General features: G+C 36.7%; 15 protein-coding genes. 9 read left to right on the forward strand and 6 right to left on the reverse strand.

What is annotated here, in order from left to right:
- Positions 1 to 24 precede the first annotated feature (24 nt).
- The 4 genes from RZN25_10845 (at position 25) to RZN25_10860 (ending at position 3864) form a co-directional block, all read left to right on the forward strand.
- Positions 25 to 783: a DUF2087 domain-containing protein gene (locus tag RZN25_10845; GenBank protein ID MEQ6377318.1), complete on the forward strand. Its 759-nt coding sequence runs from the start codon at positions 25 to 27 to the stop codon at positions 781 to 783.
- Positions 784 to 933: 150 nt separating this feature from the next.
- Positions 934 to 1974 (forward strand): fatty acid desaturase, encoded by a 1041-nt coding sequence (locus RZN25_10850; GenBank protein ID MEQ6377319.1) that lies wholly within the window; start codon positions 934 to 936, stop codon positions 1972 to 1974.
- A gap of 137 nt (positions 1975 to 2111) precedes the next feature.
- Complete coding sequence (locus RZN25_10855; GenBank protein MEQ6377320.1) at positions 2112 to 3236, forward strand: sensor histidine kinase; 1125 nt, start codon at positions 2112 to 2114, stop codon at positions 3234 to 3236.
- Positions 3237 to 3258: 22 nt separating this feature from the next.
- Positions 3259 to 3864, forward strand: coding sequence for a response regulator transcription factor (locus RZN25_10860; protein ID MEQ6377321.1), 606 nt, complete (start codon positions 3259 to 3261; stop codon positions 3862 to 3864).
- 140 nt (positions 3865 to 4004) lie between these two features.
- Here the strand turns inward: RZN25_10860 and RZN25_10865 are convergent, their stop codons facing one another.
- The 5 genes from RZN25_10865 to RZN25_10885 form a co-directional block, all read right to left on the reverse strand.
- Positions 4005 to 5588, reverse strand: a complete 1584-nt coding sequence (locus RZN25_10865; protein ID MEQ6377322.1) for a 5'-nucleotidase C-terminal domain-containing protein — start codon at positions 5586 to 5588, stop codon at positions 4005 to 4007.
- Positions 5589 to 5746: 158 nt separating this feature from the next.
- Entirely contained in the window at positions 5747 to 5878 is a 132-nt protein-coding gene (locus RZN25_10870) for a hypothetical protein (GenBank protein MEQ6377323.1), read from the reverse strand.
- A gap of 64 nt (positions 5879 to 5942) precedes the next feature.
- The gene (locus RZN25_10875; protein MEQ6377324.1) at positions 5943 to 6566 is read right to left on the reverse strand and encodes a CoA pyrophosphatase; all 624 of its coding nucleotides are present in this window, start codon (positions 6564 to 6566) and stop codon (positions 5943 to 5945) included.
- A 79-nt stretch (positions 6567 to 6645) separates the two neighbouring features.
- Entirely contained in the window at positions 6646 to 8388 is a 1743-nt protein-coding gene (gene pabB, locus RZN25_10880) for an aminodeoxychorismate synthase component I (protein MEQ6377325.1), read from the reverse strand.
- A gap of 7 nt (positions 8389 to 8395) precedes the next feature.
- Positions 8396 to 8998 (reverse strand): aminodeoxychorismate/anthranilate synthase component II, encoded by a 603-nt coding sequence (locus RZN25_10885; GenBank protein ID MEQ6377326.1) that lies wholly within the window; start codon positions 8996 to 8998, stop codon positions 8396 to 8398.
- Positions 8999 to 9161: 163 nt separating this feature from the next.
- On the opposite strand from RZN25_10885, the gene RZN25_10890 reads away from it, so the two are divergent.
- Positions 9162 to 10277: a plasmid pRiA4b ORF-3 family protein gene (locus RZN25_10890; GenBank protein MEQ6377327.1), complete on the forward strand. Its 1116-nt coding sequence runs from the start codon at positions 9162 to 9164 to the stop codon at positions 10275 to 10277.
- A gap of 299 nt (positions 10278 to 10576) precedes the next feature.
- Positions 10577 to 11305, forward strand: a complete 729-nt coding sequence (locus RZN25_10895) for a 2-phosphosulfolactate phosphatase (protein ID MEQ6377328.1) — start codon at positions 10577 to 10579, stop codon at positions 11303 to 11305.
- Between the two features lie 24 nt (positions 11306 to 11329).
- On the opposite strand, the gene RZN25_10900 is transcribed toward RZN25_10895, so the two are convergent.
- Positions 11330 to 11608, reverse strand: coding sequence for an ankyrin repeat domain-containing protein (locus RZN25_10900; protein ID MEQ6377329.1), 279 nt, complete (start codon positions 11606 to 11608; stop codon positions 11330 to 11332).
- A gap of 302 nt (positions 11609 to 11910) precedes the next feature.
- On the opposite strand from RZN25_10900, the gene RZN25_10905 reads away from it, so the two are divergent.
- From RZN25_10905 to RZN25_10915, 3 genes are all read left to right on the forward strand, one after another.
- Positions 11911 to 12573 (forward strand): abortive infection system antitoxin AbiGi family protein, encoded by a 663-nt coding sequence (locus RZN25_10905; protein ID MEQ6377330.1) that lies wholly within the window; start codon positions 11911 to 11913, stop codon positions 12571 to 12573.
- A 113-nt stretch (positions 12574 to 12686) separates the two neighbouring features.
- Positions 12687 to 13181, forward strand: coding sequence for an Lrp/AsnC family transcriptional regulator (locus RZN25_10910; GenBank protein MEQ6377331.1), 495 nt, complete (start codon positions 12687 to 12689; stop codon positions 13179 to 13181).
- Positions 13178 to 14338: an aminotransferase gene (locus RZN25_10915; protein MEQ6377332.1), complete on the forward strand. Its 1161-nt coding sequence runs from the start codon at positions 13178 to 13180 to the stop codon at positions 14336 to 14338. The genes RZN25_10910 and RZN25_10915 overlap by 4 nt, the downstream gene beginning before the upstream one ends.
- The last annotated feature ends 22 nt before the right edge of the window (positions 14339 to 14360 follow it).

Here is a 14360-nt window from a genome sequence, read left to right on the forward strand (position 1 = left end):
AAAAACAATTGAGGTGATTGTTTGTTGGGCAAGGAAGAATTTTGGGATGCATCGGTTGAGGAATTAACAAAAGGATATTTTTATAATTCAGAAAAAGAAACATATTGCTGTCTTGTTTGTCAGGAGGTCTTTCAAAAAGGGATTATTTATCCAATTAATAATGTTTTATATGAAGCTGAATGGGCAATGAAGCATCATATAACAGATAAGCACCATTCCATGCTTCACCACCTTTTATCACTAGATAGAAAATATACGGGTTTGTCAGATATTCAAAAAGAGGTTCTTACCTATTTTTATCAAGGCTTGTCAGATAAAGAGATAGCCCAGCTGATTGAGGTAGGTAGTACATCAACCATTCGAACGCATCGTTTTAAGCTAAAGGAGAGGGAAAAGCAATCAAGGGTGTTTTTGGCCATTATGGACTTGGTGAATCGTCAAAAGTCCGGGGAAGAAGAATTTATACCATTACACAAGGGGGCGACTATGGTGGATGACCGATATGCAATTACTTCGTCTGAAAAGGAAAAAGTATTAAATACATATTTTAAACAAGGTTTAGATGGAGCCTTGGAATCATTTCCAAGTAAAGAAAAACGTAAGATTATTATCCTTCAGCATATAATAAGGAAGTTTGATAAAAACAGGATTTACACTGAACCTGAAGTAAATGGGGTACTAAAGAAGATATTTGCTGATTTTGCAACCCTTCGACGTTATCTTATTGAATATGGATTTATGGACCGAAGCAAGGATTGTTCCCAATATTGGGTGAAAAAATAGCTTTTTGCTCATAAATGAATAATTTGGACGAGCATGACATTTGTCATGTATAGGGGCTGACGGTTATTACTTATTTGAATGAGATGTTTTCACTATGATAAAGATAAGAACATAAACAATTTCTTTCGTCATACAAGGAGGTTCTCATTCATGAGTAAGCAAAAGCAAGTAGAGCTAAGAAAGAGTGTAAAACCATTTGAAACATCAGATATAAAGGTTGGCATAAAGCAAATTTTAAATACCATTCCACCATTTTTTCTTTTCTGGTTTTTATCTTACCAAAGCCTATCTATCTCAATTACTTTGAGTATATTTTTATCAATCATTGCTGCTGGGTTTTTGGTTCGAATCTTTATTATTTTCCATGACTGTACCCATCAATCTTTCTTTAAAAGTAAAAAAGCAAATAAGGTTCTTGGAACAATTACCGGGGTTATTACTCATTTTGCCTTTGAAAAATGGAAACGAAGCCATACGATTCACCATGCAACAAGTGGTAATCTTGATAAAAGGGGAACTGGTGACATGTGGGTCATGACGGTAGATGAATATATGAATGCGTCATTTTGGACGCGTTTGTCATACCGTTTTTATCGAAATCCACTTGTGATGTTTGGATTGGGACCTTTCTATTTGTTTTTAATCGAAAACCGTCTGAATCGAAAGGGTGCTCCGAAGAAGGAGCGTTGGAATACGTATTTAATTAACCTTTCCCTTGTTATGGTCTATACCATTTTATTTATGACCATTGGTTGGCAAGCAGTTCTTTTCGTTCAGCTTCCTATTGTATTTGTTGCTGGCGTTTTGGGGATTTGGTTATTTTATGTTCAACATCAGTTTGAGGATTCTTACTTTGAGTATGAAGAGGAATGGGATTATGTAAAGGCTGCAGTTGATGGGAGCTCCTATTATCAGCTTCCAAAAGTATTGCAATGGATTACGGGTAATATCGGGTTCCACCATGTTCACCATTTGAGTCCAAGGGTACCGAATTACAAGCTTGAAGCGGCCCATGAATCGACTCCTCCATTGCAAAAAGCAACTACGATAACTCTGGCATCCAGTCTGGCAGCTATTCGTTTTAGATTATATGATGATAAGAAAAAGGATTTTGTCTCGTTTAAGGAAGTAAAGGAACGTATGCGAAAAACCAAACTTTCCTTAAATCCTTCTCGATTACAAGAAAAATAACAGGTAAAAAACCCTTCAGTTCTTTGAAGGGTTTTTTACCTGTTTGTAGGACAAGAGAGCTTATTTAATCCATTTGGTATCATTTATAGTACAATAAAGTTACATATTGAAAAAATGTTCTTTGAAAGGGGAATGATATGCAAAACTGGTTTCATATTTTTCCGAAAAACACAGGATTAAGTTCCTACATTTGGATCATTTTTTGTATTCTACCTTTTTATTTTATATTTCGGTCTTCTTCTACTCCTGAAATTATAATTGGCATTGTTTTAACTATTTTATTTTTTGTCTCCTATAGTCTTTCTTTTCTGTCCAAAGGATGGTCAGTCTATGTTTGGCTTGGGATTGATTTGTTTATAAGTTTGGCAATGACCTGGATGTTTGGATATATTTATTTTGCTTTATTTCTAGCTTTTTTTATTGGAAACATCCAACAAAAAGCAGGTTTTATCACCTTATATGTTGTACACTTAGTTTTTACAATTGTTTCCATAAGCTATGGCTTTTTTGTAGAAACAGCCATGTTTTTAAGTCAACTTCCGTTTATTATTATCAGCTTAATTGGAGTAATTTTGCTACCATTTACATTGTATAATCGAATTAAACAAGAAAAATTGGAAGATCAACTCCAGAATGCGAATGAACGTATTTCACGGTTAATGGTGATTGAAGAAAGGCAAAGAATAGCTCGTGACTTACATGATACGTTAGGACAAAAGCTTTCTTTAATAGGCTTAAAAAGTGATCTGGCAGGCAAATTAATTTCAGTTAACCCGGATTCAGCAATAAGAGAAATTCAAGATATCCGTCAAACCGCTCGAACGGCATTAAAAGAAGTTCGCGAGATGGTTTCTGATATGAGAGGTTCCACCCTTGACGAAGAGCTCGGGCATGTTCAGCAGATTTTAGAAGCCGCACAAATCGAACTAGAGGTAGTAGGAGAACCAAAGTCCATTGAAGTTCCTTTATTTGTGGAGCATGTTTTAAGCATGTGTCTTAAGGAAGCTATAACCAATGTGGTTAAACATAGTGAGGCGGATTTTTGTAGAATTGTAATTGAACAAACAGTTGATGAAGTAATCATTCATGTCATGGATAACGGAAAAGGGATATCTTTTACATCAGAAAAAGATTCTCAAGGTGGTCATGGGCTTGAAGGGATGAGAGAGCGCTTGGAATTTGTGAATGGAAGTTTGGAAATCCAAGAGCAAAATGGAACAGTTGTCAAAATAAAGGTACCAAATGCTTTATTAAATCAATAAATCCATGAGGGGAGAGAATGCGTTGATTCGAATAGTCATAGCGGAGGATCAAAGGTTATTGTTGGGAGCACTTGGTTCATTGCTTGATTTGGAAGAGGATATGGAAGTCGTAGGGATGGCTAAAAATGGGGAAGAGGCCTTACAACTTGTTAGAAAGTATCAGCCAGATATTTGTATTATGGATATTGAAATGCCGATAAAGAGTGGTCTTGATGCTGCAGAGGAAATCAAAAAACATAATATACCATGTAAGGTAATTATATTAACCACATTTGCTAGGTCCGGATATTTTGAGCGGGCGCGTAATGCCAATGTAAGTGGTTATTTATTAAAAGACAGCCCAAGTGAAGAATTAGCCAATTCGATACGTATCATCATGGGAGGAAGAAAAGTGTATGCTCCTGAACTAATTGATATGGCTTTTCATGAAAGTAATCCCTTGACCGAAAGAGAAGAGCAAGTAATGAAGCTTATGGCTGATGGAAAGAATACGAAAGAAATTGCGAAAGAATTATATATAACGAATGGGACTGTCCGAAATTATATATCGGTTATTTTAGACAAACTAGAAGTCAGTAACAGAATTGAAGCTATTACTCGTTTTAAAGAAAAAGGTTGGTTTAAATAGAGTGAAACTTCAATCAGTGGCCATCCCCACTGATTGTTAATACCTAAGGATATGACCTAAAGGTCCGTAAATGCGGGATAAATGAAAAGGCACTCATCATGTCGGAGTGCCTTTTCAATTTATATTTTTGTTTTGCATTCTTATTTTAATTGAATTCTTCCATCTCTATCGTATGAAATAGGTTGATCCATTGCTTCTACAAAATCCACTAAGGCATCAATGTCAGTTGGACCAGTTGCTTGATTCGTTCCTTCGGTGAGTACCGTAAAACCATCCCCGCCGGCTGCTAGGAAATTGTTTGCTGTAACGGAATATGTTGCGTTTGGATCAATTGGTTCACCATTAATAGTAATATCTACTATACGATTTTCATTATAAGGAATGGAGTCATCCCATGTGTATTTGAGTCCCGAAATTTGGAGCATTATCGTTTTGTCCTCTCGCCATTGTTGATTCAACAGATTTATAATTTGTTGGCCGGTCAAATCCATCTTAACTAGGATGTTATTAAATGGCTGAACGGTGTACAGATCACCCCAAGTGATTTCCCCTTTATAGATATTGTCTCGAATTCCTCCCGGGTTCATCACTGCAATTTCGGAATTCATCGCTTTTCGTTGTGCATCCGCTATTAAATCGCCAAGTGCTGACTCACCAGCAGGATTTTGTTCTCTGAGAATATCCTCTGAAGCTTGTCCAACAACCTCATTAAGTGCTTCTCCAGCTCTTTCTTTTGCTTCTTCAACAATTTTTGCTACTTCTGGATCTGGCGTTATTCCTTCATGAAAAGTTGTAACAATTTCAACATCTTTCTTAACGATATCCTTAGTTTTTGGATCAATTTCCAAGTCTACATCGGAAAAAGCAGTTCCATAAGAATAGGATTGAACCAGTAACTTTCCATCCACTGTCGTATTCAAATAGCCGTGATTATGTCCGCCGAATATCACATCCACTTCATCATCTATTTCACTGGCCATGTTTACGATTTCTCCTGTTGCCTGACTGCCATCTTTTTCTGAAGATCCAGAGACATGGGCTAGTACTACAATGGATTCGACACCCATAGATTTCAATTCTTTTGTTGCTTTGTTAATAGCTTTGACTTCATCTGTGAATGTTATATTTTCAACAGCAGTAGGAATGACAATCGAAGGGGTTTCAGTTGTGACAACCCCAATGAATCCTATGGGCATTCCATTTACTTTTTTAATAGTATATGGAGGAAGGATTGGTTTACCTGTTTGCTTGTCAACTACATTTGCCACCACATAAGGGAATTGGGCTCCTTCGAATGGCTCACCAGTGTCTGGGTTTGGTCCCCCATTAATTAATCTCATCATTTCTTCCGTTCCACGATCAAATTCATGGTTTCCAAGAGTTCCTACATCAAATCCAATTTTATTGAGAATCTTAATCGTAGGTTCGTCATTGAGTAAAGAAGAGGTAGGGGAACTTGCTCCAACTACGTCTCCTGCATGCACAATCAGTGTATTTTTATTAGCTCTTTTCTTTAAATAAGCTGCTAAATAATCTGCCCCGCCAACTTTCTTTCCATCCACTGTTCTGGTCACATCAATTTGACCATGAAAATCATTAATTCCTAGGAGTTGGACCGAAATGTACCGGTTTTTTGATTGGTCCTCCTTAGCAAAGGCTGTCGTTCCTGAAACGACCATAGCTAGTGCTAACAGCGATGATAAAATAAGCTTTTTCAAGTTCATTAAGAAAATTCCTCCCAAATTTTTATTGTTTTTTTAAAAAATTCCATAGCAAAAAGATGCGGAACTTGGTTATAGGTTGCGTAATTTTTAGTGGAAAATGAACGAAAAATATAATAAAAGAAATAGCCTTGTCGATTGCTCAACAAGGCTGTGGTAGATTACTTTGAATTTTCTAGAAGCTCAGTTATTTTGTTGTGATGTAAAATAGTAGCAACAATGATGACTAAACTAAACACAGAAGACATTACAGTACTAAATGTTAAAAGTCCCATTAGTTTTCGATTAAACATTCTTTTTCTCCTTTTTCTTTTTAATATTCCAAAGAGAAGAAGTGTTTATACAAAAATAAAAAGACTATGAGTCTCCCCTCATAATCTCTACAAAATGTTTTATAATTTGGGCTGTTAATCCCCAAATAGCTTTTCCTTCATATATATAAAAATTTTCATCTATCTTTTTTGTTCTCCAGTTATATTCCTCTCCTCCAGGAATAAGTTCAAATGGAAAGTTGGTTTCTGGTTTTACCTCTAAGTTTATATGAAAGATTTCTGGCTCCTTATTCATAAAATAGGACAGAGGTACTGTAAAAATTTCTTCCACTTCTTCTGGATTAATGGTCATGGAATTGAAATCCGTAATATGAGCCACATATGGGAAAATTATTAATCCAAAGGGGGATACCAAATAATCGATTGGATAAACTTGAGTAATGTTTTTTTCAGAAATGCCAAGTTCCTCTGTTGTCTCTCTAATGGCAGTCATCATAGTTGTCTGATCTTCTTTATCCATTTTCCCCCCAGGAAAACAAATTTCACCAGGTTGCCTGCGAAGGTTTTGAGATCTAATTTCGAATAAAATATGGACCTCTTCATTGATCTCGACGAGAGGAAGAAGTACGGAAAACTTAGAAATGCGCTTACTTCCTAAGATTTGTGGTGAATGATTCTTAACTTTTTGAATAATAGTTTTGATCTCCATAAGGGTCACCTCATCATGTGGGTTTCTCTTCATTCTAATAAAAAGTATGGTTTAAGTAAAACAAGATGGTTTCCAGCGGCTAGTTTTCCAGGTTTACTTGCAACCATCCTCTTATACTATTTATGAACCAAATTTGATCAACATGATGGAGGTCTTCTTTTTTAATCATTTTTTCCTTTATAATACCTTCCTCAAGAAGCTTTTGACGAAAAATTCCAGGTAGTAGACCGCATTCAATAGGTGGTGTAAAAAATTCCCCGTTTGTTTCTACCACCACATTTCCAATTGTGAATTCTGTAATTTCTTCTTTTTCATTGAACAAAAGAACAGAGAAAGCTTCTTCTCGGTTGTGCTTTTCATACATTTCCCGGTGAGTAGTTTTATGAAATAAAAATGGATCTGCACTATCTATTGGGGTTTGTGCTAACTTACAAGAAATAGGTTCTTCGATTTTGAAGACTTCTACACCTTCCATATTTATTCCCCCCATTTGATCTAAAATCAATCTAATTTTAAAAGAACCATAGGGGTGTTTTTGTGCAAAAAGGTTTAACTCATCCACAATTTTGGTTTCAGAATATGCGAATAGAAAATACTCACTTGATTGTTGCAGTCGTTGCAGATGATATTTCAATAAAGGATATTTTCCTTCTTCTAGAAGAATAGATTCTAAAAGTTCAAAATCCTTATGATTTTCAGTTAGAATTCGTGCCTTGGTATAGAGCTCGTGATACTCTCCTTCTGCAGTGGAATCCCATGTGACGCCACTTCCAACTCCATAAGTAGCTTTCTTTTTTTTCATATCGATCACTACCGTTCGAATAGGGACGTTAAAAATGGCTTCGCGATCAGGAGTAATAATACCAATAGCGCCACAATATACATCCCTTGGAGAAGATTCAAGGGATGCGATATATTCCATGGTGCTAATTTTGGGTGCACCTGTAATTGATCCACAAGGAAATAGTGCGCGAAACCAGTCCGAAATTTTAGTTCCCTCTTGAAGATCGGCAGTTATAGTGGAGGTCATTTGATGGACGGTTGGGTATGTTTCAATTTCAAACAGTCTTGGAACTGTTACTGTACCCGGTTTTGCTATTTTTCCAATATCATTTCTGAGAAGGTCAACGATCATGACATTCTCTGCGCGCTCTTTTTCAGAATGGAAAAGATTGCTTTTATATATTTGATCTTCGGCTAGAAATCGTCCTCTTTTGGCAGTCCCCTTCATTGGTTTTGTTGTGATCCTCTCATTTTTCACATGAAAAAATAGTTCAGGAGATACGGAAAGGATTCGGTACCGACCTGTATTTAAATAAGCTGAATAAGAGGTTTGTTGCTTCAGTTTTAGGCTTTGATAAAATCCAAAATCATCGCCTTTAAAATTCGCATGCAATCTGGCAGTGAAATTTACTTGATAGGTGTCCCCGTTCCTAATGGCCTCTTTAATGGTAGTAAGGGAAGACTGATAATTTTCCTCTGTAATATCGAGCTCCCATTCGCTGACATTGAAATTTGGAGAAGTGTTCTTTTCTTCAAAGGAATATGCTTCTGCTTTATCATATACTCCAAACCAGGCCAATGGGAAATCAGAGTTTCTTGGATGCACCTTATGATGTTTATCGAAAGCTGATGCTGCTTCGTAGGAAACAAAACCAGCCACATAATGCCCGCATTTGTTTTCTTTTTCAATCTCTAAAAAAAGAGTCTCGATTTCTTCGATGGTCCTAGCCTCTAGGATTCTTAATGGGTTAATAAAAAGGTTTTGACTTGGTAAATCGACAAAATCAAATAGTATCAAAGGAGATTCATTTGTCTTCATTTCTTTCTCACCGTGCCTTATACAAAAATTCTTCTTTCCAATGGATAGCTTGTTGGTAACTGTTCAGTAGCATTTCCTTCCCACGCTCCGTCAATATGGATTCTGGATGAAATTGAATTCCTTCTACGGGATAGATTTCATGTCTCACTCCCATGATTACCCCATCCCTGGTATAGGAGCTTATTGTTAAAGGAATATTTTTATCTTTCGATAGATCTGCCACTAGTGAATGATACCGTGTAACGATAGTTGGAGAGGAAAGGTTTTTAAAAACCCCCCTCTGATCATGAAGAACCTCCGCTGTTTTCCCGTGTACTGGCTGAAGGCCTTTTATCACCTTTCCTCCAAAAAATTCAACGATGAGTTGAAATCCAAGGCAAACCCCTAGCATTGGAATGGTTTGATGATAATTCTTTAAGATATCCTGGCAAACCCCACTATCTTTTGGTGTTCCAGGGCCAGGGGAAAAAACAATTAGTTTTGGATCATGGTTAGCAACTTCTTCCCTACCCACTTCATCATTACGAAAGACTTTAACGTCTTCTATTTCCCTAAAATACTGAACCAAATTATATGTAAACGAATCATAATTATCGATAATAATAATCATTTTATCACTCCCTTTCCCATTCTATCACGTTTTCTACTTTGTTAACGCTATAATAGAACCTATAAAATGTAAATGTTTTGCCTTAGTTTTAGCAATTTTGCAGTTGTTTTTTCAGTTATAATGAAGAAAAGTAATATAATTTATAATAAAAAGGAGGATTTGTGTGTTCGTTCAATGCACGAAAAAGCTGTTGGGTGAATTAAAGATGGAGCCAGAGCAATCCTCTTCAGAGGAACTAGATCCTTTGTTTTGCTGGCATGCAAACATAATTTTGATGAATCGAAAAAAAACAATCGTGTTGGTAAATGATAAGAACCGATATGTTGTGGTTTTGCATGGAGTGAAAGCAGAGGATTTTAAAAGGATGGATCAACTAATCCTGAATGCTATCGAAACAACTCTGTTAGATGAGGAGATAGACATTGAAATAGTTAAGAAATATGTAAGAGAGTCCTCTCAAGTAATTTTTGGGAAAACGGGAGACCGAAAACTGGTGGCTCGAATGAATAGAGATTGCAAAGAAATCATGTTTTTCGAAGAGCATCTGAATTCAAACGAGATTATACAAAGCGAACTAGCAAGAAGGAAAAGTAGGTTACTTGTCGGTGACGGTGCTAAATCCTATATGTATCCTTCAGAAGAGATGTTCAAACATCTTGAAATCTATTTTGGAAAACGGTTATTTACATCTCAAGCAGCAATATTTAAGATTACTCTGGATTTGAAGGGTGAAAAAGTTTGGAGGAGAGTTATTGTTCCACTTCACTACAATTTCAGGCAATTCCATGAGCTTATTCAAATTGCCTTTGGTTGGCAATGCGAACATCTATATGAATTTTATATTTTCAGTAGCGAAAAGACTTCAAAACTAAAACCATGGGAAAATGCCATTGGCCATGTGGTTGCTGATCAAGAGCTTTTTGAATCATCCCATGGTGATAAGATGCAATTAGATAAAGACACAAAACTGAATGAATATTTTCTCGACCATAAATGTGGAAAATATATTTATGACTTTGGGGATCAATGGAAACATTGGATAGAGGTTGAGGAGATTAGGGATGATTATTCAAATAGGTATCCAGAATGTGTTGATGGGGAAGGAAAGACCCCACCTGAGGACGTCGGAGGCAGCGATGGATATGACTTTTTCCTCGAGGTCATGAGTGACAAAACTCATCCTGAGCATCGGTATATGTTAGATTGGGCCATGCACCAAGGGTATGTGGAGTTTCAAATAGACAGAGTGAATGCTATGATTCGCTCACATTTTAAATAGTAGAGGGGGAGTACCAATTGGGTATTCCCTTTTTTCTACAGATAGGAAAGTATAAAACTTTCCTATCTGCATAAGTGCAACTAAGGCATTCGCCACAAAGGCTTGGTGAATGCCAAGTTTTCTAATTTTTATACTATCAGAATTTATAACTTTGGTCGGTTGATAGTAAATTCATGATTGAAAAACTCTCATTCTAGGAGCGATTAGATGGTTTTTTAATTGCCACACTTTCTAAATCTATAAATTCGAGAATTCTTCAATTACCCTTCTCATATAGTGAAATGACAGGAGGGGAATTAATGTTTATCGATGTAATCACAAGAAAAGAAGATATTATGTCTGAAAAGGTAAAAAATCATATCATTGTTGTTTTCGATGTTTTTTTAGCTACAACAACTATTGCTACAGCCCTAGAAGCGGGTGCTTTAAAAGTGTACACAACAGCAACCCCAGATCAAGGGAAAAAGCTTTCAAAAGAAATAGGTTCAGACCAATGCTATCTTGCAGGTGAAAAGAAAGGAAAAGTTATCGATGGTTTCCAATCTCCGTGGCCTCTTTCTATAAGAAATAAGGTTCGAGATAAGAATTTAATCCTTTGTTCTACGAATGGAACGGTTGCCATAGACAGATGTCAACAAGGGAAACATATATATACATCTTCTCTCATTAATAATGCTTCCGTTGCCTATTATGTTGCTAATAGACACAGGGAAGAAGAAAAACTTACGCTAGTGTGTGCGGGATCTAATGGCCATTTTAGCTTAGAAGATTTTGTGGGAGTAGGGTCGTTCATTAACTATTATTTAAAAAGATCGAATAGAAAAATAAGGCTTTCAGATTGCGCCAAAGCCTCTTATCATCTATTTTTATCCCAAGATGAAAATATTTTCTCTTTTCTTCAGACCTCCGCAGTCGGACGCCAGTTAATAAAGGGAGGTCTTATGAATGACCTAGTCTATGCATCCACCCAAGATATAAGTCATATAATCCCAACTTATAAGGATTCCTCATTTCAGGGACTTTTCTAGTATTTTACGATCCAATTCTACAGCTTAGGAAGGGGTCAAAATAGACCTCTCCATATAGGAAGGCCTTTTGTAAAGAGTGGTTATTAATTTAGAATATGTTCCACTTCGGAATTTCCAAAAATTTTTAACATAGTCGAGTGCAGACATATCTTGTTGCTCAACTAAGGAAGGGTCTGCTCTCCCGATTAGAAGGGCTTTCACAACTTCAACATTAGCATTTGGCGCAGCCGATAATAGAGCGGTCCAACCAAAACGGTCTTGGGCATTTGGATCTGTCCTATAATGTAAAAGAAGCTGGACCATTTCAACAATGCTCTAGTAGGTCGCTACTGTTAAGGGATCTTAAACCAATCGGACCACTGTTGGAAGTTTTACTTTATGGATACAATTACATATGCGATGAAATGGGAATAGACCTACTCATATAACACATAAAATCCCTGTTGACATAGTTTAATTATTTTCATTCGCCATTTCCCGGGAAATGCTGACATGAATCGAATTGTAATGCGAGAATGTCGAATAACTTAAGAAGTTTAGGGTTGAAGTTTTTATGATGGATAAATTGGACACTCTACTATTGGAATGAAAAAGCAGGTGATGTTATGCAAAGGTACTATTCAAACATATATTGGCATTTTACAGGATCTCCGGAGAACCTGGATTGGCATAGGATTAAAAGCCCTCAAGATATTTTGAAATATGGAGGAGAACCAAAATCTGATGAGAGGTGTTTTGAAATATTACAAAAAATTTTATCCTCAAGAGAACTTTTGGCATCAAGCAGTGAAAAAATAAAAGAGAACCTTACGACAAAGCCATTTTGTTCTGTGACTGATATTCCATTTAAGGACCTGCTCAGTCAAAAGAAATATTATGGTAATGTAGCTGTTGGGTTCAAACCAAACGTCATTCATAAAAGTTTTTTACCGGTTATCTATATTCCTTCCAACAACTTACCGATGGTGGAAATGATCGATCAACACTCTTTTAAAGAAGAAGACACAAATGGTTTGGAACAGAAGAGGTCCATTGACCGATTTCTCATGAACTATATCAAAGTAACAACTTTTACGATTGAGGAAGAACATAGCTTTTATCGGGAACGAGAGTGGAGGCATATTGGTGATTTTACTTTTAGTGAAGCAGATATATCTGCCATTGTAGTTTCAAGCTCGTATGTATCAGATGTGAGAGATATGCTCCAAAAGTATGAATATCCCCAGGATATTTCCGTGATTTCATGGGATGTGATTGAGTACTCTTAATTACATTAACTCATTGAAGTGCAAAAGAAATTTGGTGACAGTTGAAGTGGACCTTGGTACAATGGGTAACAATATTATGGAAATAGAACAAAAGTAAAAGGTCGTGATTTTAAATGGAAAAAATTGAAGTAGAGTTGCTAAGCCTAATTGAAAATAATAGTAATCTGGAAATAGAGAAGATTGCTAAAATGATTGATCGGAGCGAAGAGGAAACTAGAGAACTTATTAGAAAGCTCGAAGAAGAGAAGGCCATTCTCGGCTATTCTGCTGTTATTGATTGGTCGAAGGTACATAATTATGAAGGCGTTACAGCTATGATTGATGTGAAGGTTCAACCAGCGCGCGGAGTCGGTTTTGATAAGGTTGCAGAAAGGATCTATCGTTTTCCGGAAGTAAAGGCTGTTTATTTAATGTCAGGCGCCTATGATTTGTCGGTATCTATTGAGGCTCGTACCATGCTAGAAATTGGAAAGTTTGTTTCTGAAAAACTATCTGTCCTTGATTCTGTTCTTTCCACTACTACTCATTTTGTATTAAAAAAATATAAGCATGACGGCATTATTTTTGATAATGATAACGACGATAAAAGGATTGTGGTATCTCCATGACGTCATTTGTTTCCCAACGTATCCAGGAATTAAAGCCATCAGGAATACGGCGTTTTTTTGACCTTGCTTCACAAATGGAAAACGTAATCTCTTTAGGTGTAGGAGAACCTGATTTTGTTACTCCGTGGAATGTCATTGAGGCAAGCTACCATTCTCTTGAACAAGGATATACAGCTTATACAGCTAATGCTGGACTTATCGAACTTCGGGAAGAGGTTAGTAAGTATTTAAAAAATCAGTACGAGGCGGTCTATCAACCTCAAAATGAAGTAATTATTACAGTCGGGGCAAGTCAAGCCATTGATATTGCTCTTCGTGCGGTTTTGAATCCAGGGGATGAAGTTGTGGTGGTGGCACCTAGTTTTGTTTCGTATGCGCCTGCTGTTGAATTAGCAGGTGGTGTTCCAGTCATGTTGTACACGGATCCCGACGATAAATTTAAATTGCGCCCTGATCAGTTGGAAAATGTGATTACTAAGAAAACAAAGGCTATTATGATTTGCAGTCCTAATAATCCCACAGGTACAGTACTTAGCAGAGATGAATTAATTGCAATAAGTGAAGTGATTGAAAAATATAATCTGCTTGTCTTGTCTGATGAAATCTATGCGGAGCTAACTTACGATGAAGAGTATTCCAGCTTTGCCTCTCTTCCTGGAGTGAAGGAAAGAACCATTTTGATTAGCGGATTTTCAAAAGCATTTGCTATGACTGGATGGAGGTTAGGGTACGCAGCTGGTCCACAGGATATAATCGCTGCCATGACAAAAATACACCAATACACCATTATGTGTGCCCCTACCATGGCACAATATGGGGCACTTGAAGCTCTTCGAAATGGGAAGAAAGCCGTTCAGGACATGAAAAAAAGCTACAAGCAAAGAAGAAATTTTGTAGTTAAAACCTTTAATGAAATCGGTTTATCTTGTGATATGCCTGGGGGAGCTTTTTACGTCTTCCCATCGATTCGTGAAACAGGACTGAGTTCTGATGAGTTCGCTGAGCAATTGTTAAAGGAAGAAAAAGTAGCGGTTGTTCCAGGAAATGTTTTTGGAGAAAATGGGGAAGGACATATTCGTTGTTCATACGCAGCTTCCCTTCAACAGCTTGATCTTGCTTTAAAGAAGATCGAAAAATTTATAGGAAAACGAATTTAAATAGGAAGTGGACTAAAGCAAT

The organism is Bacillaceae bacterium S4-13-56 (genome assembly GCA_040191315.1).
Lineage (GTDB): Bacteria > Bacillota > Bacilli > Bacillales > JAWJLM01 > JAWJLM01.